This is a genomic window from Variovorax sp. GW821-FHT09B01, from assembly GCF_059418345.1.
Window position 1 is genome coordinate 788,118 of the sequence record NZ_JBWKPQ010000002.1, and the last position, 18,605, is coordinate 806,722.

General features: G+C 70.2%; 18 protein-coding genes. 12 read left to right on the plus strand and 6 right to left on the minus strand.

The window, feature by feature from the left end; translation table 11 throughout:
- Window positions 1-39: 39 nt before the first annotated feature.
- The 11 genes from AC07RV_RS10730 to AC07RV_RS10780 all read left to right on the plus strand — a co-directional run bounded on the left by AC07RV_RS10730 (window position 40) and on the right by AC07RV_RS10780 (window position 11,733).
- Window positions 40-717, plus strand: a complete 678-nt coding sequence (locus AC07RV_RS10730; protein WP_296787761.1) for a flagellar hook assembly protein FlgD — start codon at window positions 40-42, stop codon at window positions 715-717.
- Between the two features lie 38 nt (window positions 718-755).
- Entirely contained in the window at window positions 756-1,973 is a 1,218-nt protein-coding gene (gene flgE, locus AC07RV_RS10735) for a flagellar hook protein FlgE (protein ID WP_208508974.1), read from the plus strand.
- A 25-nt stretch (window positions 1,974-1,998) separates the two neighbouring features.
- Window positions 1,999-2,739, plus strand: coding sequence for a flagellar basal-body rod protein FlgF (gene flgF / locus AC07RV_RS10740; protein ID WP_296787760.1), 741 nt, complete (start codon window positions 1,999-2,001; stop codon window positions 2,737-2,739).
- Between the two features lie 31 nt (window positions 2,740-2,770).
- Window positions 2,771-3,553, plus strand: coding sequence for a flagellar basal-body rod protein FlgG (flgG, locus tag AC07RV_RS10745; protein WP_057595348.1), 783 nt, complete (start codon window positions 2,771-2,773; stop codon window positions 3,551-3,553).
- On the plus strand, window positions 3,550-4,242 hold the full coding sequence (locus AC07RV_RS10750) for a flagellar basal body L-ring protein FlgH (protein ID WP_296787758.1): 693 nt from the start codon (window positions 3,550-3,552) through the stop codon (window positions 4,240-4,242). Before flgG ends, AC07RV_RS10750 begins: the two co-directional genes overlap by 4 nt.
- Before the next feature lie 14 nt (window positions 4,243-4,256).
- The gene (locus AC07RV_RS10755; protein ID WP_444852427.1) at window positions 4,257-5,408 is read left to right on the plus strand and encodes a flagellar basal body P-ring protein FlgI; all 1,152 of its coding nucleotides are present in this window, start codon (window positions 4,257-4,259) and stop codon (window positions 5,406-5,408) included.
- Between the two features lie 5 nt (window positions 5,409-5,413).
- The gene (flgJ, locus tag AC07RV_RS10760; RefSeq protein ID WP_296787991.1) at window positions 5,414-6,268 is read left to right on the plus strand and encodes a flagellar assembly peptidoglycan hydrolase FlgJ; all 855 of its coding nucleotides are present in this window, start codon (window positions 5,414-5,416) and stop codon (window positions 6,266-6,268) included.
- A gap of 21 nt (window positions 6,269-6,289) precedes the next feature.
- On the plus strand, window positions 6,290-8,173 hold the full coding sequence (gene flgK, locus AC07RV_RS10765; protein WP_296787757.1) for a flagellar hook-associated protein FlgK: 1,884 nt from the start codon (window positions 6,290-6,292) through the stop codon (window positions 8,171-8,173).
- Window positions 8,174-8,193: 20 nt separating this feature from the next.
- On the plus strand, window positions 8,194-9,396 hold the full coding sequence (gene flgL, locus AC07RV_RS10770; RefSeq protein WP_296787754.1) for a flagellar hook-associated protein FlgL: 1,203 nt from the start codon (window positions 8,194-8,196) through the stop codon (window positions 9,394-9,396).
- 44 nt (window positions 9,397-9,440) lie between these two features.
- The gene (locus AC07RV_RS10775; RefSeq protein WP_296787752.1) at window positions 9,441-10,673 is read left to right on the plus strand and encodes an HDOD domain-containing protein; all 1,233 of its coding nucleotides are present in this window, start codon (window positions 9,441-9,443) and stop codon (window positions 10,671-10,673) included.
- A gap of 193 nt (window positions 10,674-10,866) precedes the next feature.
- Window positions 10,867-11,733: an EAL domain-containing protein gene (locus AC07RV_RS10780; RefSeq protein ID WP_256222405.1), complete on the plus strand. Its 867-nt coding sequence runs from the start codon at window positions 10,867-10,869 to the stop codon at window positions 11,731-11,733.
- Here AC07RV_RS10780 and AC07RV_RS10785 read toward each other — a convergent pair.
- The 6 genes from AC07RV_RS10785 to AC07RV_RS10810 are packed head-to-tail and all read right to left on the minus strand — an operon-like array spanning window position 11,730 to window position 17,169.
- The gene (locus tag AC07RV_RS10785; RefSeq protein WP_296787750.1) at window positions 11,730-12,512 is read right to left on the minus strand and encodes an SDR family oxidoreductase; all 783 of its coding nucleotides are present in this window, start codon (window positions 12,510-12,512) and stop codon (window positions 11,730-11,732) included. The genes AC07RV_RS10780 and AC07RV_RS10785 overlap by 4 nt on opposite strands.
- Window positions 12,513-12,530: 18 nt before the next feature.
- Window positions 12,531-13,118, minus strand: a complete 588-nt coding sequence (locus tag AC07RV_RS10790; protein ID WP_296787749.1) for a cysteine hydrolase family protein — start codon at window positions 13,116-13,118, stop codon at window positions 12,531-12,533.
- A complete protein-coding gene (locus AC07RV_RS10795; protein WP_203205888.1) occupies window positions 13,115-13,618 on the minus strand; it encodes an aromatic-ring-hydroxylating dioxygenase subunit beta in 504 nt (167 codons plus the stop codon). The genes AC07RV_RS10790 and AC07RV_RS10795 overlap by 4 nt, the downstream gene beginning before the upstream one ends.
- A complete protein-coding gene (locus tag AC07RV_RS10800; protein ID WP_296787747.1) occupies window positions 13,615-14,919 on the minus strand; it encodes an aromatic ring-hydroxylating dioxygenase subunit alpha in 1,305 nt (434 codons plus the stop codon). The genes AC07RV_RS10795 and AC07RV_RS10800 overlap by 4 nt, the downstream gene beginning before the upstream one ends.
- A gap of 25 nt (window positions 14,920-14,944) precedes the next feature.
- Entirely contained in the window at window positions 14,945-15,892 is a 948-nt protein-coding gene (locus tag AC07RV_RS10805) for a PDR/VanB family oxidoreductase (protein WP_296787746.1), read from the minus strand.
- Between the two features lie 14 nt (window positions 15,893-15,906).
- Window positions 15,907-17,169, minus strand: a complete 1,263-nt coding sequence (locus AC07RV_RS10810) for a dienelactone hydrolase family protein (protein WP_296787744.1) — start codon at window positions 17,167-17,169, stop codon at window positions 15,907-15,909.
- Window positions 17,170-17,390: 221 nt separating this feature from the next.
- Between AC07RV_RS10810 and AC07RV_RS10815 the strand changes: the two genes are divergently transcribed.
- Window positions 17,391-18,605, plus strand: a complete 1,215-nt coding sequence (locus AC07RV_RS10815; protein WP_256222403.1) for an ABC transporter substrate-binding protein — start codon at window positions 17,391-17,393, stop codon at window positions 18,603-18,605.

Here is an 18,605-nt window from a genome sequence, read left to right on the forward strand (position 1 = left end):
CGCCACCCCACCGCACACCCCTCTTCCGGACGCCCGCGCATGACCTCCACCGCCGCCACCTCCAACCTCACCGGCACCACCTACGTGCCGAGCTCGAGCGCGGACAGCAAGTCGATCTCCGCCAGCGGCACCGCCGAGGCGCAGGACCGCTTCCTCAAGCTGCTGGTCGCCCAGCTCGCGAACCAGGATCCGATGAATCCGATGGACAACGCGCAGATGACCTCGCAGATCGCGCAGATCAACACGGTCACGGGCATCCAGCAGCTCAACGACACGATGAAGAACATGAACACCCAGATGTCGGCCATGCAGGTGCTGCAGGCCGGCAACCTGGTGGGCCACGGCGTGCTGACCGAGGGCAACCAGCTGGCCTTCGACACCACGGCCAAGACCGCGGTGGGCGCGATCGAGCTGCCGGCCAAGGCCAGCAACGTGAAGATCCAGGTCACCACGGCCGGCGGCCAGGTCATCGACACCGTCTCGCTCGGCGAGCTCGAGGCGGGCCAGCACGGCTTCACGCTCGATTCCTCCAAGTACCCGGCCGACACGCCGCTGCAGTTCAAGGTCATCGCCACCAACGGCAGCGAGAAGGTCGATGCCGTGGCGCTGATGCGCGACAAGGTGGTGGCCGTGGGCAGCGACGCCAGCGGCGGCCTCACGCTCACGCTGCTGACCGCGGGCAAGACGCCCTACGCCAACGTGCACGCCGTTCTCTGACAGACACCCCTTCCCATCCAGCACACAGGAGCCACTCCATGAGCTTTCAACAGGCACTCTCGGGTCTCAACGCCGCCAGCCGCAGCCTCGACGTGATCGGCCACAACATCGCCAACGCGGGCACCACCGGCATGAAGTCCTCGCGCGCCGAGTTCGCCGAGATCTACGCCAGCTCGGCCGGCGCCATCGGCGGCACCAACGTGGGCCTGGGCGTGGGCGTGGCCGACGTCTCGCAGCAGTTCTCGCAGGGCTCGCTGTCGATCACCGGCAACGACCTCGACGTGGCGATCAACGGCGGCGGCTTCTTCCAGGTGAAGGCCCCCGATGGCTCCACCGCCTACACCCGCGCCGGCAACTTCAAGCAGGACAAGCAGGGCAACATCATCACCAACAGCGGCGCGCAGGTGATGGGCTATGCCACCGACGCCAACGGCGTGCGCCAGAGCTACGACGCGATCCCGCTGAAGCTGCCCACCGGCGCGCCCATTCCCGCCAAGCAGACCACCAAGATGGCGGCCGAGATCACGCTCGACGCCAGCGCCGTGGTGGCTTCCACCGCCACGCCGCCGACGCCGATCCGCACCTACGGCACCTCGCTGACCGCCTACGACGCGCAGGGCCTCGAGGTGCCGGTCGGCCTGTACTTCCAGAAGACCGCCAACAACAGCTGGAACGTCTACACCAGCGTCAACGGCAGCGATCCCGCGGCCTCCACGCCGTTCCAGCTCAACTTCAACGCCGACGGCAGCCTGAACACCACCACCTCGACGGTGCCCGCGATCACGCTGTCCTCGCCCAACGACCCGACGCGCACCTTCACCGCCTCGCTCGACCTGAGCAAGATGACCCAGGTCAACGCGCGCTTCGCGGTCTCGGACCTGACGCAGGACGGCTACACCGCCGGCCAGCTCACCGGCATCAAGATCGAGGACACCGGCGTCATCACCGCCACCTACTCGAACGGCCAGACCCAGGCCGCGGGCCAGGTCGCGCTGGTGAACTTCCGCAACGCCCAGGGCCTGGCGCCCAGCGGCTCGGGCTACTGGGTCGAGACCGCCGCCTCGGGCCAGCCGGTGCGCGGCGCGCCCGGCGAGGGCACCTTCGGCCAGCTGCGCTCGGGCGCGCTGGAGGAATCGAACGTCGACCTCACGGCCGAGCTGGTCAACATGATGAGCACGCAGCGCGCCTACCAGGCCAATGCGCAGACCATCAAGACGCAGGACCAGGTCATGTCCACGCTGATCAACCTGCGCTGACCGGACGCACCGGAAGCGACGCGCGATGGACCGCCTGATCTACACCGCCATGAGCGGCGCGAGCGCCGCGGCGCAGCGCCAGAGCGTGCTCGCCAACAACCTGGCGAATGCCTCGACCCAGGGCTTTCGCGCCGAGCTCTCGACCTTCCGCGCCGTGCCGCTGCGCGGCGACGGCGCCAGCACGCGCGTGTTCGCGATGGAAGCCACCTCGGGCCACGACGACAAGCCCGGCGCGATCCAGCGCACCGGCCGCGCGCTCGACATGGTGGCGCAGGGCAAGAGCTGGTTCGCGGTGCAGGGTCTCGACGGCACCGAGGCCTACACCCGCGCCGGCGCCTTCCAGGTCTCGCCCGAAGGCACGCTGATGACCAGCTCGGGCCTGCCGCTCCTGTCCGACGGCGGCGCGCCGATCGACGTGCCGCCGGGCTCGGAGCTGTCGGTGGGCAGCGACGGCACGGTCAGCGCCAAGACCGGCGACCAGCCCTCCTCCACCCTGGGTCGCCTGAAGCTGGCCACGCCCACGGCCGACGACCCGCTGCGCCGCGGCGAGGACGGCCTGTTCCGCACCGCCTCGCAGGAGCCGCTGCCCTCGGACGCCACCGCGCGCGTGGAGACCGGCGCGCTCGAGGGCTCGAACGTGAACCCGATCGAGACCATGGTCGGGATGATCGCCGCCGCGCGCCAGTTCGACAGCCAGCTGCGCCTGCTGCAGTCCGCGCAGGACTCCGACAAGTCGGCCGCGCAGTTGCTCAACGTCCAGGGCTGATGCCCGCCGCAAGAGAAGAAAGACCCTCGCCATGATCAATTCGCTCTGGATCTCCAAGACCGGCATGGAAGCCCAGCAGACCCAGCTGGACGTGATTTCGCACAACCTCGCCAACGTCTCGACCACGGGCTACAAGCGCGCCAACGCGGTGTTCGAGGACCTGATGTACCAGAACCTGCGCCAGGTCGGCGCCAACAGCACCGAGCAGTCGCAGCTGCCCACCGGCCTGCAGCTGGGCCTGGGCGTGCGCACGGTCGCCACCAGCCGCTCGTTCTCGCAGGGCAGCATGCAGCAGACCAACAACCAGTTCGACCTGGCGATCAAGGGCAACGGCTTCTTCCAGGTCACGCAGCCCGACGGCACCATCGGCTACACGCGCGACGGTTCGTTCCAGGTCGACGCGCAGGGCCGGCTGGTCACCTCCTCGGGCCTGCCGGTGGCCAACGGCATCACGGTGCCCGCCACCGCGACCAGCGTCAGCATCTCTAGCGACGGCACGGTCTCGGCCACGCTGTCGGGCAATGCCACGCCGCAGAACATCGGCTCGCTGGCGATCGTCAACTTCATCAATCCGGCCGGCCTCGAGCCGCTGGGCGAGAACCTCTATGCCGAGACCGCCGCCTCGGGCCAGCCCAACGGCGGCACCGCGGGCACCAACGGCCTGGGCACGGTGATGCAGGGCTTCCTCGAGACCTCGAACGTGAACGTGGTGCAGGAGCTGGTCTCGATGATCCAGACGCAGCGCGCCTACGAGATGAACTCGAAAGCCATCCAGACCAGCGACCAGATGTTGCAGAAGCTGGGGCAGCTGTGAGACTTCCACTGTTTCGCGCGGTCTTCGCCGCCCTCGCCCTCGTCGTGGCCGGCGGCTGCACCACGCTGGCCAACACGCCGCAGGTCGAGATGCCCTCGACCGCGCCGCCGCCCGTGAGCGCCTCGCCGATGGCGGCCGTGCCGCGCCAGGCCACGGGCAGCCTGTTCCGCACCGCGAGCTACCGGCCGCTGTTCGAGGACCGGCGCGCGCGCATGATCGGCGACACGGTGACGATCTCGATCGTCGAGAACGTGAGCGCGAGCCAGAAGTCGACCTCGACCATCGGCAAGACCAGCAGCATCGACACCGGCATCGCGGCCCTGCCCTTCTTCGCCGCCAACTCCTTCGGCCGCGCCAGCGCCAATGCCGAGTCGGCCCACAACTTCGCGGGCAAGGGCGGCACCGAGAGCGCCAACACCTTCCAGGGCTCGATCACGGCGACGGTGATCGACGTGCAGCCCAACGGCCACCTGGTGGTGACCGGCGAGAAGCAGATCGGCGTGAACCAGAACGTGGACGTGCTGCGCTTCTCGGGCACCATCGATCCGCGCTCGATCCAGGCCGGCAGCAACGTGCTGTCGACGCAGGTGGCGAACGTGCGCATCGAGTCGCGCGGCCGCGGCGCGCAGCAGGAATCGCAGGTGATGCCGTGGCTGGGCCGCTTCTTCATGAGCGTGCTGCCGTTCTGAGGATGCACGACGCCATGGCCCTTTCACAGAAGCACCGCCTGCGCCGCCGGCTCGCCGCCTTCTCGTTCGGCGTGGCCGGCATGCTGCTGCTCGCGCTCGGCCCCGCGCAAAAGGCGCATGCGCTGCGCATCAAGGAAGTCGCCGCCGTGCAGGGCGTGCGCAGCAACCAGCTCACGGGCTACGGCCTGGTGGTCGGCCTCGACGGCACCGGCGACCAGACCACGCAGATGCCCTACACCACGCAGAGCGTGGCGAACTACCTGCAGCAGCTCGGCATCACGCTGCCCGACAACCGCGCTTCGCAGCTGCAGCTGAAGAACGTGGCGGCGGTGATCGTCACCGCGCAGCTGCCGGCCTTCGCGCAGCCGGGCCAGCAGCTCGACGTCAACGTCTCCTCGATGGGCAACGCCAAGTCGCTCAAGGGCGGCACGCTGGTCGCCACGCCGCTGCGCGGCGCCGACGGCGAGATCTACGCGCTCGCGCAGGGCAACATGGTGGTGGGCGGCGCCGGCGCCGCGGCCGCCGGCAGCAAGGTGCAGATCAACCACCTGAGCGCGGGCCGCGTGCCCAACGGCGCGCAGGTGGAACGCAGCGTGCCCTCGCCGCTGCTCGACGGCGACAGCGTGAACCTCGACCTCAACGCGGTCGACTTCCAGACCGCGCGCCGCGTGGCCCAGGCCATCGACCGCCGGCTCGGCACCGGCACCGCGCGCGCCATGGACGGCCGCACGGTGCAGGTGCGCGCGCCCACCGACGCCAATGCGCGCGTGAACTTCATCGCCGAGCTCGAGGAGCTCACGCTCGAGGCCAGCACGCCCGCGGCCAAGGTGGTGATCAATGCGCGCACCGGCTCGATCGTGCTGAACCAGGCCGTGACGCTCGGGCCCTGCGCCATCGCGCACGGCAACCTGTCGGTCACGATCAGCTCGGCGCCGGTGATCAGCCAGCCCGCGCCGCTGTCGGGCGGACGCACCGTGGTGGCCGAGCAGGCCTCGATCCAGATCAAGCAGGAACCCGGCACCATGATCCAGGTGCCGGCCGCGCCGCTGCTGTCGGACGTGGTGCGCGCCCTCAACTCGCTGGGTGCCACGCCGCAGGACCTGCTCGCGATCCTGCAGGCCATCAAGGCCTCGGGCGCGCTCAACGCGGAACTCGAGGTGATCTGATGTCGATGCAGACCTCGCTGTCCGCGATGTCCATGTCGCCGTCCACCGGCCAGGGGCTGGCGGCCGACGCGCGCTCGCTCGACGCACTCAAGCTCGCGGCCAACGGCAACGACCCGAAGGCGGTGCGCGAGGCGGCCAAGCAGTTCGAGTCGCTGTTCATGCGCGAGCTGATCAAGAGCATGCGCGAGGCGACCATGAAGTCGGGCCTGCTCGACAGCGACGGCGAGAAGCTCGGTACCGACCTGCTCGACCAGCAGTTCGCGGTGCAGCTCTCGGGCCTGCCCGGCGGCCTCACCGACGCGATCACGCGCCAGCTCACGCAGCAGATGAGCGGCACCGCCAAGGCGCCGACCATCGCGCTGGGCGCCGAGGCCGCGCGCATCAAGCCGGCCGCCAACCAGCGCAGCTTCGTCGAGCAGCACGACGACGCGGCCGAGCGCGTGTCGCGCGAGACCGGCATTCCCGCCAGCTTCATGATCGGCCAGGCCGGCCACGAGACCGGCTGGGGCCGCAGCGAGATCCGCCACCGCGACGGCACCCCCTCGCACAACCTGTTCGGCATCAAGGCCGGCGGCAGCTGGACCGGCCCCACCGTGGCCGTGACCACCACCGAATACATCGGCGGCGAGCCGCGCAAGGTGACGGCGCGTTTTCGTGCCTACGACTCCTACGAGGAGTCGTTCCGCGACTACGCGCGCCTGATCGGCAACTCGCCGCGCTACGAGAAGGCGCGCGCCAGCGTGAGCTCGGTCAGCGCCTACGCGAGCGAACTGCACCGCGCCGGCTATGCCACCGACCCGGCCTACGCGGCCAAGCTCAGCCGCGCGATCCACACCACGCTGAAGATCCAGCGCACCTGAAGCGCCGAGAAAGATCCCGCCATGAGTCTGCTCAACGTCGGCGCCCGCGCCCTGCTCGCGAACCAGGTCGCGCTGTCGACCACCGGCCACAACATCGCCAACGCCAGCACCGTCGGCTATTCGCGCCAGACCGCCGTGATGGGCCAGGTCGCGGGCCAATACACCGGCAGTGGCTACATCGGCAAGGGCGTCGAGGTCACGACCATCGAGCGCGCCCACAACGAGTTCCTCACGCGCCAGGCCGCGGCCGCGCAGTCGGTGCAGGCCATGGACGAGACGCGCGCGGCGCGCCTGTCCTCGCTCGAGGACATCTTCAAGGGCGGCAAGACCGGCCTGGGCGCGGCCGTGTCGGACCTGCTCAACGCCTTCTCCGACATCGCGAGCGCGCCGACCGACGTGACGGCGCGCAACGTGGTGCTCACGCGCGCCGACGAGATGGCCGCGCGCATGCGCGATGCCCAGACCCGGCTCGACGACCTGCAGAAGGGCGTGAACTCGCAGCTCGGCGACGCGGTGCGCAGCATCAACGGCCTGGCCGCGCGGCTGGCCACGCTCAACGAGCAGATCGCGCGCGCCAGCGGCGGCGGCCAGAGCCCGAACGACCTGCTCGACCAGCGCGACCAGCTGCTGCGCGAGCTCAACCAGCAGGTGCAGACCACCACCGTGCAGGCCGACGACGGCTCGCTCAGCGTGTTCGTGGGCAGCCAGGCGCTGGTGCTGGGCAACAAGGCGGCGCAGGTCGCGATGAGCACCGACGACGCCAACCAGAGCAAGCTGACGCTGATGCGCAGCGGCCTCTCGACCACCATCGACGAGGCCACGCTCGGCGGCGGCGCGGTCGCGGGCCTGCTGCGCTTCCAGAACAGCGACCTGGCCGAGGCACGCGACGGCCTGGGCCGCATGGCGCTCACCCTGACGACCGAGATCAATGCCCAGCACCGGCTCGGCGTGGACCTCGACGGCAAGGCCGGCGGCGATTTCTTCAAGCCGATCGCGATCCCCGATGCCATGGGCGCCGCGAGCAACACCGGCAGCGCGGTGATCGGCGCCACGGTGTCCAACACCTCGGCGCTCGCGGCCTCGAGCTACCAGGTCAAGTTCGGCGCGGGCGGCAGCATCGAGGTGCAGCGGCTGTCGGACGGCAAGACCACCAGCTTCGCGGGCCCGATGCCGATCGAGATCGACGGCCTCAAGCTCGACCTGAAGTCGGGCAGTGCGGCCGAGGGCGACAGCTTCGTGCTCAAGCCCTATGCCTCGGCCGCCGGCGACATGGCCACCGTGCTGCGCTCGGCGCGCGGGCTGGCCGCGGGCAGCCCGGTCGAGGCGCGCGTGGGCACCGGCAACACCGGCGGCATGGCGGTCGGCAGCCTGGCCGCGACCTCGGCCAATGCCAACCTCAACCAGCCGGTCACCCTGACCTTCAACGGCGCGGGCGGCTTCGACGTGTCGGGCAACGGCACCGGCAACCCGACCAGCGTGCCCTACGTGGCGGGCCAGCCGATCAGCTACAACGGCTGGACCATCGTGCTGTCGGGCACGCCCAAGGCCGGCGACACGATCACCGTCCAGGCCGCCACCACCGCCTATGGCGGCAGCAACGCCGGCAATGCGCAGGCGCTCCTGGCACTGCGCGACAAGACGGTGTTCGACGGCGCCCCCATGACCGACGGCTATGCCGCGCTGATGGCGCAGGTCGGCGTGCGTTCGCAGAGCGCGCAGTACGCGGCCGAGATCTCGGGCTCGATCGCCACCTCGCTCGAGACCGACCGCACCAGCCAGGCCGGCGTGAACCTCGACGAGGAAGCCGCCAAGCTGCTGCAGTACCAGCAGGCCTACCAGGCCTCGTCCAAGATGATCCAGATCGCGCAGAGCATCTTCGATTCGCTGCTGCAGAACATGAACTGACCCGGGAGACAGGAAGAACCATGACAGCCACCCGCCTCGCCAGTGCCACCACCTACGACAACGCGGTGCGCCAGCTCACCACGCGCCAGTCCCAGCTCTCGAAACTGCAGGAACAGCTCAGCGCCAGCAAGAAGGTGCTGCGCCCCAGCGACGACCCGACCGGCGCGGCGCAGGCCGAGCGCGCCATCACGCGCATGGCGCGCGTCAGCACCGACCAGCGCGCGCTGGAACTGCAGCGCAACGCGGTCTCGACGGCCGAGTCGACCCTGGGCAGCGCGACCGCGGCCATGGCCGAGTTCCGCACGCTGGTGGTGAACGCCGGCAATGCCACGCTGTCGGCCGCCGACCGCGCCACCATCGCGCAGCGCCTGACCACGCTGCGCGGCCAGCTGCTCGGCTATGCCAATGCGCAGGACAGCAACGGCCAGTCGCTGTTCGGCGGCCTGGGCAGCACCGCGGCGCCCTTCGTCGACAACGGCAGCGGCGTGCGCTTCGACGGCATCGCGGGCCAGGCCGGCGCCGCCAGCGACACCGCCATCCCCTCGATGCTCGACGGCTACGGCACCTGGATGGACGTGCCCACCGGCAACGGCGTGTTCACCGTGAGCCAGGCGGCCGGCACGCGCAATGTCTACAGCGACGCCGGCAAGGTGGTCGATCCCTCGGCGCTAACCGGCCACGGCTACCGCGTCGCGTTCAGCGTCGCCAACGGCGTGACCACCTACGACGTGATCGACACCACCACGCAGGCCACGCTCAAGTCGGGCCAGCCCTACACCGCGGGCCAGGCGATCGAGTTCGCCGGGATCTCGCTCACGGCCAGCGGCGTGCCGACCGACGGCAATGCTTTGACCGTCGCGCCCAGCGGCAAGACCAGCCTGTTCGGCGTGCTCGACCAGGCGATCGCGGGCGTGAAGGACGGCAGCAACAGCAGCGGCCAGCTGGCGCAGAACGTGGCGCAGTCGCTGGTGCAGATCGACGCCGCGAGCGCGCGGCTGTCGGCCTCGCGCGGCCGCGCGGGCGACCTGCTGAACCAGGTCGACAGCATCTCCGACCGCCAGTCCTCGCGCAGCCTGCAGCTCGAGGCCGACCGCTCGCGCGCCGAGGACCTCGACACGATCCAGGCGCTGTCCGACTTCAAGACCCAGCAGACCGCCTACTCCGCGGCCCTCGGCTCCTATGCCGAAATCCAGAAACTCTCGCTGTTCAACTTCATCGGCTGAGGTGGCGTGACCGCCCTTTCGTTCTTTCTCTCCTTCTCGCCTTCATGTCTCAATCGGTACTCGGCAGCCTGACCTTCGGCTACCGCCCGTTCTGGAACCGGCCGCGCGCGCTCGCGGGAGTCCAGCTGTTCGTCCACGAGGACCGCCAACGCATCGACGGGCGCCACCTGCTGCGCACGCTGGCCGAGACCTGGAACGCCGATTCGCCGACCTTGCTGCTGTCGATCCAGACGCCCGAGTTCCTGCGCGACATCGCGAGCAATGCCGAGGCGGCCGGGCCGATGCTCGAGATTCCGCTCGGCTGGATGCAGGACGCCGGCCTGCGCCCCGCGGTGCGCGCCGCCGCCCGCCGCGGCGTGCGCATGGTCGCGAGCGGCGTGCCGACCCAGATCCCCGATGCCGAGGCCGCGCCCTGGTTCGAGCGCCGGCTGCTGCGGCTGGCACCGGAAGACGCGATGGACGCACTGCGCCTGGCGCAGGTGGAGCGCGACACCACGGTGTTCGACCGCGGCATGACGCACCCCGGCGAGAGCAGCCCGGTGCGCCCCGACGCGCTGATCGACGGCGTGGCCAGCCGCGCGCTGGCCGAGCATGCGCTCGACCAGCAGAACGCCTGGGCCGTGGCCGGCTGGCCCAGCGAAGACGTGCTGCACGGCTACGGCGGCCAGCCATTGCCGCCGACGCGGCGCGCCATCGTGCGCGTGATGAATGCGATCGATGCCGAGGAATCGCTCGAGCGCATCGACCAGCTCGTGAGCCGCGAGGCGGCGCTGGTCTATGCGCTGATGCTCTACCTGAACTCGCCGGGCCTGGGGCTGCCGAACCGCGTGGCCTCGCTGCGCCACGGCTTCATGATGATCGGCTTCCAGCGCCTGAGCACCTGGCTGTCGCAGCAGCTGCCGACCGCCAGCGAGGACGCCAACCTGCGCCCGCTCAACACCTCGATGGCGATGCGCGGCCACCTGGTCGCGCAGCTGATGGACGCCGGCATCGAGGACGACCTCAAGCGCGAGGTCTACCTCTGCGGCCTGTTCTCGCAGCTCGACCTGGTGATGGGCGAGCCGCTGCGCACCAGCTTCGGCCGCATCCCGCTGACCGACCGCATCGTGGCCGCGACCATCGCGCAGAACGGCCCCTATGCGCCGGCGCTGCAGCTCGCGACCGCGCTCGAATCGAGCAACCCGACCGCGCTGCGCAACCTGCGCCGCACCCATGCGGTCGATGCCGAGGAAGTCAACCGCGCGCTGCTGCGGATGATCGCCGCGGGCGGCTTCTAGGCCAGCCCTCCTCCATTGGGAGGAGTCCGCTCTTTTTTTGCCTGCCGACCCGCTTTTTTCCTCAAGTCTTCCGCCGCCGCGCCGAAAAAGCGGACATGCGGCCCCACGTGGCCGCGCCCAGGAACCGGAGAACAGCATGTCGAGCATCCCGCACCGACTTTTCATCCACGGCCCCCGGGCCTGAAGGCCATCCGTGTCCAGTTCGGCATCGTCGTTGGCCCTCGATCTCAACGCCCGCCCGCCGGGCTACTGCAGCGCCGCGCGCGCGCTGACCATCAACCGCCTCCAGCAGCCGGCCACCCAGGCCAGCAACGATGCCTCGGCGGTGCTCGACTTCGCCGCCAGCTGCCCGGCCTTCACCATGGCCTTCCAGCCCATCGTCGACGTCGACAAGGGCGAGGTCTACGCGCACGAGGCGCTGGTGCGCGGCATCCATGGCGAAGGCGCCGGCCACATCCTCGGGCTGGTGCATGCGCGCCACCGCGTCGAGTTCGACCGCGCCTGCCGCGCCAAGGCGATCGAGCTTGCGGCCGGGCTGCGCATGGCCTCGCGGCTGAGCCTCAACGTGATGCCCAACGACACCGGGCGCCAGGGCGAATGCTTCCAGAGCGCGGTCGAGACCGCCGAGCGCTTCGGCTTTCCGAAGGAGCGGCTGATCTTCGAGGTGACCGAGTCGGAGCGCGTCGAGGACCTGCCGCACCTGGTGAAGGCTTTCGAGATGCACCAGCAGCACGGCTTCTCCTCGGCCATCGACGACTTCGGCGCCGGCTTCGCGGGCTTCGAGCTGTTCGTCGCGCTCAGGCCGCACATCGTCAAGCTCGACATGGAGCTGATCCGCAACATCCACACCGACGGCGTGCGCCGCGCCGTGGTCAAGGGCTTTGTGTCGACCTGCGGCGAACTCGGCATCCACGTGGTGGCCGAGGGCGTGGAGATCATGGAAGAGGTGGTGGCGCTGCGCGAGCTCGGTATCCGGCTGTTCCAGGGCTACCTGTTCGCGCGGCCGGTGGTCGAGACGCTGCCGGCGGTGAACTGGGAGTGGGAGCAGCGCTTCGACTAGCTCGCGAACCAGTCGCGCGCCGAGCGGCCCTGGTCGGGGCCCAGCATCGAGAAGCCGCCATCGACCGGGATGTCGGCGCCGGTCACGAAACGCGCCGCGTCCGAGCACAGGAACAGCACCACCTGCGCCACGTCGTCGCCGTCGCCCGCGCGGCCCAGCGGATGCAGCGGCGCGGCCATGCGGTCGGCCTTGGCGCGGTCGCCGCCGGCCATGCGCGAGAGCGCGTCCGACCAGGTCCAGCCCGGCGACACCGAATTCACGCGGATGCGCCGCGGCGCCAGGGTCGCGGCCTGGTTGCGCGTGAGCTGCAGGATCGCCGCCTTGGCCGCGGGATAGAGCGCGCGATCGGCGGTGCCGAACTTGCCGCCCACGCTGCCCATGTTGACGATGGCGCCGCCCTGCGCGGCCAGCGCCTCGGTGGCCTTGTGCACGAGCAATGCGCCCGACACCAGGTTGACGTTGAGCGCGCTCAGCCACTCGGCGCGCTTCGCGCCCATGCCGCCGTCGTTGTAGACCACGGCGTTGTTGACCAGGCAGTCGATGCGGCCCTCGATGCGCAGCGCATCGGCCACCAGCGCGTCGAGCGCCTCGTCGTTCGCGATGTCGCAGGCGGCGAATCGGCAGCCCGCGCCGACCTCGTCCGCCAGCGCCTGGCCGCGCGCCGCGTCGATGTCGACCGCGACCACGCGCGCGCCGGCCTGCGCCAGCGTGCGCACGATGGCGTTGCCCAGCATCGCGGCCGCGCCGGTGACGATCGCGACCTTGCCTTGCATGTTCATGAGATGTCCTTCATCGGTTCAGGGGCCCATCTGGGCGAGTGCGTCCTCGACGCCGATCACCTGCGCGAGCATCGACAGATTCTCCAGGCTCGCGGCATGCAGGTGCGGCTGCGCCGTGTTGCAGGCATCGGCCACCACCGCCACGTCGTAGCCCAGGTCGCTCGCATGGCGCGCGCCGTGCTCGACCACGTGGTTGGTCGCGATGCCCGCCACGTAGAGCCGGTCGGCGCCGGTGGCGCGCACCGCCCGCTCGAGCCCGCTGGCCCAGAAGGGGTTGTTGCGCTTGTGCGTGACCACGGCCTCGCCCGGCAGCGGCGCGAGCTCGTCGTAGAACTCCGCGCCCCAGCTGCCCTCCTGCACCGCGCCGCTCTGCGCCACACGCCGGAACAGCGTGCAGTTGTCGAGGCAGTCGACGTAGCCGGGCGCGAAGGCGATGCGCACGAAGATCACCGGCACGCCGGCGGCGCGCGCCCCCGCGATCAGCCGGCCGGCCGAGGCGATCAGCCGCGGGCGCGCCGGATCGTCGGCCGCGACGCCCACGCGCACCTTGCCGTCGGCGTGCAGCACGTCGTTCTGGTAGTGCATCGCGAGCAGCGCGGCCTTCACACGAACACCTGCAGCGCTTCGTGCGCGGCGTCGCAGTTGACCAGCTCGACGCGCTTGAGGTGGATGCGCAGCTCGCCCTCGTGGCGGCGCAGTGTGTGCAGCACGCTGCCGCCGAACATGCGCTGCTCGGTCTTGCGCCATTCGAGCAGCACGAAAGTGGAGCGCACGGTGCAGCCGGCCCCCTTGCCCTCTGTGCCCTCCTCGCGCGCCTCGATGCCGATGTTGCCCACCACGTGCACCGTGCGCGTGGGCGGCTGCTGCGAATAGGCACGCGCCTGCTCGAGCCGGCGCGCACGCATCGAGCGCAGCAGCGCGTCCTCGCAGAACAGCGAGGCATGGTTGAGGTGGTCGGCCTGGCCGTGCACCAGCGGCACCCAGTACAGGCCGTCGGGCGTGAACAGGCGCTGCCATTCGTCCCAGCGGTGCTCGTCGAGCAGCCGTGCCTCGTGGTGCAGGAACTGCGTGATCTCCTGCTGTTCGTTCCAGTCGAGGAAGTTCATGCGGCGCTCCCGGTGTCCACGCCCATGTACCTGGCCCACGCGCCGAACATGTTGCGCGCGGGCATCTCGCTGTTGCCGTTGGAGGCGCGCCCGCCGGGCAGCGGCTGGTCGCGCCCCACGGCGCGGTGCATGCTGACCCAGTCGCCGCCGTCCGAGCCCAGGCCCTCCTGCACCCGGTTGTAGGCCTCGAGGTCGTCGGGCATCACGTTCGACGAGGGCGAGTTGACGATATTGGTGTATTTCAGCGTGCGCTGGAAGGTGGCCTCGGGCGCGCCCTTGAGCCGGAAGCTGAAGATCTCGACCAGCGTGCGGTCGACCGACAGCGGCCGGATCACGCGGATCTGCTGGAACGAGGTGTGGGGCGAGCAGCTCGGGTAGACGATGGTGTTGTGGCGGTTCACGCGCAGGATCTGGTCCGCGCGCTCGGCGCCCTGCGCCGCCTCGAGCGCGGCCACGTAGGCCAGGCTCACCGGGTCGGTCGGCGGCACGAAGATGCCCTCCATGAAGCCGTGGCCGTTGTCGTAGCCCTTGAGCTCGAGCTTCTCCCAGAACTCCAGCGGCTCGCCGTTGCCGTCGACGATCACCACCTCGAAGGGCTTCTGCGTGCCGGCCGGCATGGCCTCGAACTCCTCCTTGGCCGCGCGCCACGACGACTCGTGCGTGGCCACCGCATGGATGGTGTCGTGCAGGTTCTCGAAGAAGATCTTCCAGTTGTTGCGCTGGATCACGCGCTGCACGCCGCCGGCCACCTCGACCTCGCCCTCGGGCGCGCGGTCGCAGAAGTTGTCGAGCGAGGTCGCGACGCCGCCGAGGAACTCCTTGAGCTCGGGCCCTTCCTTCGACAGGCTCGCGAACACGAAGCCGCGGTGCGTGGCGACGCGCGCCACGTTGCGCACGCCGTACTGCGGGTCCTTGAGGTCGAGCCCCGTGTCCTCGTAGCCGCTGCGCAGCGGCACCGACAGCAGGCTGCCATCGCACTTGAAGGTCCAGCCGTGGTAGAGGCAGCGCAGGAACTTGCCGGCGCTGCCGCTGCCGTCGGGCACGATCTTGGCGCCCTTGTGCGGGCAGCGGTTGAACATCACGTGGATCTGGCCGTCGGTGTGGCGCACCATCACCACGGGCTCGCGGCCGAGCCGGGTGGTGAAGTAATCGCCGGGCTTGGGCACCTGGCTCTCATGGCCGACGTAGAGCCAGGCCTGGCCGAACACGCGGTCCATCTCGAGCTCGAAGATCGCGGGGTCGGTGTAGACGCGCTTGTGGACGCGGTCGGGCTGCACGAGGGACTGCAGGTCGATGGTCATGGATGGGTCTCCTGGAATCGTGGGATCAGATGTCGAGCACCAGCTGCGGCGTCCTGGCGCGCGACACGCAGGTGCAGATGGTGCGCCCGTCGGCTTTCTCGCGCGGGCTCAGGTTGTGGTCGCGGTGGTCGGGCACGCCCTCGACCACGTCGACGGCGCACACGCCGCAGTCGCCCTGGCGGCAATCGTAGAGCGGGTCGAGGCCCGCGGCGATCAGCACGTCGAGCAGGCTCTGGCCCGGCGGCACCGTCAGCACATGGCCCGAGCGCAGCGTGCGCACCTCGAAGGCGACGTCGCCGGCCTGCGCGAGCGCGCCCGCGAACAGCTCGAAGTGCACGTGGTCGTCGGCCCAGCCCTGGGCACGCGCGGTGTCGACCACGGCCTGCACCAGACCGCGCGGACCGCAGACATGCAGATGGCGCCCGGGCACCGGCGCGGCCAGCAGCGCGCGCAGGTCGAGGCCGCGCGCGGGATCGCCGCCGTCGTGCACCACGCGGCCGCCGAGCGCGCGCACCTCGTCGAGGTAGGCGGTGGCCTCGGGGTTGCGCGTGGCGTAGTGGAACTTGAAGGCGTGGCCCTGGGCCGCGAGCGCGCGCGCCATGCACAGCAGCGGCGTGATGCCGATGCCGCCCGCGATCAGCAGCGGCGCGGCCTCGCCCCGGCGCAGCGCGAAATCGTTGCGCGGCGCCTGCGCGAGCACGCGCGCGCCCTCGGCCAGGCCATGCATCCAGGCCGAGCCGCCCGCGCCGTCGGGCTCGTGCAGCACGGCGATCTCGTAGCGGTTCGAATCGCCATGCGGCCGCGCGAGCGAATAGGCACGCTGGCCGGCCTGCCCGTTGGACTGCATCACCTGCACGCCCAGGTGCGCGCCCGGCGCGAACGCGGGCAGCGCCTCGCCGTTCGCGCTGCGCAGAACGAAGGCCTTGATGGCCGGCGTGAGCGCGCTGGCCGAGGCCACCACCAGTTCGAGCATGGAAGGCGCGGCGTTCATCCGAGCGGCAGCGCCGGGTCGGCGATGGTCAGCGCGGTGGACTTGGCCCAGCGCGGCATCAGCGTGTTCGAGGGCAGCTTCTCGTCGACCAGCTTGCGCGCGGTCTCCACGCCGGCCACCGGCAGGCCCGTTGCATCGAGCAGGCCGATCTGCGCGAGCACGCTGGCCTGGTCCCAGTAGATGTGCTCGTGATAGAGCTTGTCGCCGCGGAACTTGACGATGGCCACCAGCGGAATCTCCACCGGCCTGCCCGTGGGCGCGATGCCCGGCAGCATCCAGTCGATCTCGACCGTGTGGGTGAAGCAGAACAGCATCTCGTCGACGATCTGGGTGGCGCCCACGGTGCGCGAGATCGGCGTGAGCCGCGTGTCGGGCGGCGTGGTGGGAATGAAGTGGTGCTTGTAGAAACGCGACAGCTCCTTCGCGCCCACGCCGCCGGTCATGGTGGGGATGTGGTTGACGTAGGGCTCGGCGACCATGGTGCCCATGGTGGCGACCACGTCGCGCGTGGCGAACTCGTACTCGCAGTGCTTGTCCCACAGCGCCGACAGGTCGTAGACCGGTCCGATCGCCTCCTTGAACAGCGCCATGGAACGCTGGTGCGCCATCAGCGTCGAGGGCTTGTCGAAGTGGTCGCCGCCGGTGCGCGCGAAGGCATGGTCGACGCCGGGGTAGACGTACATCTGCGCGCCGGGCCGGCCCGCGAAGGCCTCGAGCACCTGGGCGCGCGCCTCGGGCGGGCAGAACTTGTCGAGCTCGGCGAAGTGCAGCGCGATCGGGCACGCGATCTTCGGCACCAGTTCGAGCGCGCCTTCGATGCCGACGCCGTAGTAGCCGACCGCCGCGTCCACGCCCGAATGCGCGGCCGCGAGGTAGGCCAGCTTGCCGCCGAGGCAGAAGCCCAGCGCGCCGACCTTGCCGGTGCAGGCCGGGTGCGCGCGCAGCGCCTGCACGCTGGCCGTCACGTCGGCGATGCCGGCCTCGATGTCGAACTGCTGGAAGAAGCCGAAGGCGCGCTGCCAGTCCTCGGGCGAGTAGCCGAGCTCGACGCCGGGCTCCATGCGCCAGAACAGGTCGGGCGCGAGCACCACGTAGCCTTCCTCGGCATAGAGGTCGGCCACCTCGCGCACGTAGTCGTTGATGCCGAAGATCTCCTGGCACAGCACGATGCCGGGGCCGCGGCCCGAGGCCGGCAGGGCCAGGTAGCCGCGGAAGCTCTGCGTGCCGTCGCCGGCCGGGATGTCGATGTAGTGGCTCATCGGGGTGTCTCTTTCGAAGGGGTGGATCGTCGTGGCGGCGATTCTGGCGAGCGCCCGCGTCGGCTGTCTGTCCATTTCCGGCAGCCGGCGGCGCTGCAGGAAATGGATAGCCGCGCCGAGGGGCGCTGCCCAGACTCCGGCTTGCGTACATTTCCCTGACGCTTTTTTCCATCCAGCCTTGCCACCCACGTTCGGCGGACCACCGCCAGAGGAGTTCCTTCATGCCGTACAGACGCCAGCGCACGACCACCGCCGCCGTGCCCTCGGTCATCGCCCTCGCCGCCTTCGCCGCGGTGCTCGCCGTGTCGCCGCAGGTGCGCGCGCAGACCGTCAAGGTCGGCCTCGCGATGGACCTGTCGGGCCCCTTCGCCGTCGGCGGCGCCGAGTCGAAGGCCGGCTTCGCGGTCGCGATCAAGCAACTGGGCGGCAAGCTCGGCGGCGTGCCGGTCGAGTTCGTCGAGGCCGACACCGCGGGCAACCCCGAGACCGCGCGCCAGGTGGTCGAGCGCATGCTGATGCGCGACAAGATCGACCTGTTCACCGGGCCGGTCGGCTCCTCGGTGGCGCTGGCGGTGGCGCCGCCGCTGTTCGCGGCCAAGGTGCCCTACCTGTCGAGCAACACCGGGCCGAGCGACCTCTCGGGCGCGCGTTGCAATCCCTACTTCTTCGGCGCCTCGTACCCCAACGATGCGTACCACGAGGCGGCCGGCAAGTTCGCGGGCGACAAGGGCTTCAAGAAGGTGGCGCTGATCGCACCCAGCTACCCCGGCGGCAAGGACGCCATCACCGGCTTCAAGCGCACCTACAAGGGCGGCACGGGCGACGAGCTCTACACCAAGCTGGGCCAGCTCGACTACTCCGCCGAGCTCGCGCAGATCCGCGCTTCGAAGCCCGACGCGCTCTACTTCTTCCTGCCGGGCGCGATGGGCGTGGCCTTCATCAAGCAGTTCGTGGGCGCGGGCCTGTCGAAGGACGTGGCGCTGATCTCCACCGCCTTCTCGGCCGACGAGGACATGATCCCCGCGGTCGGCGAGCCGATGCTCGGGCTGTTCAACACCGCGCACTGGTCCTTCGACCTCGACAACCCGGCCAACCAGCGCTTCGTGGCCGCGTTCCGGCAGCAGAACAACGGCCGCAACCCCTCGTTCTACGCGGGCCAGGCCTACGACGTGCTGATGGCGATGGACGCGGCGGTGCGCGACGTCGGCGGCAAGGTGGCCGACAAGCCCGCGCTGCTGAAGGCGATCAAGGCCGCCAACTACAAGTCGGTGCGCGGCGACTTCCGCTATGGCGCCAACAACTTCCCGGTGCAGAACTACTACCTGCGCGTGATCGCCAAGGACGGCAGCGGCCGCATCGCCAACAAGGTGATCGGCACCGTGCTGACGAATTACCAGGACACGACCGCGGCGCAGTGCGCGATGAAGTCGTCCTGA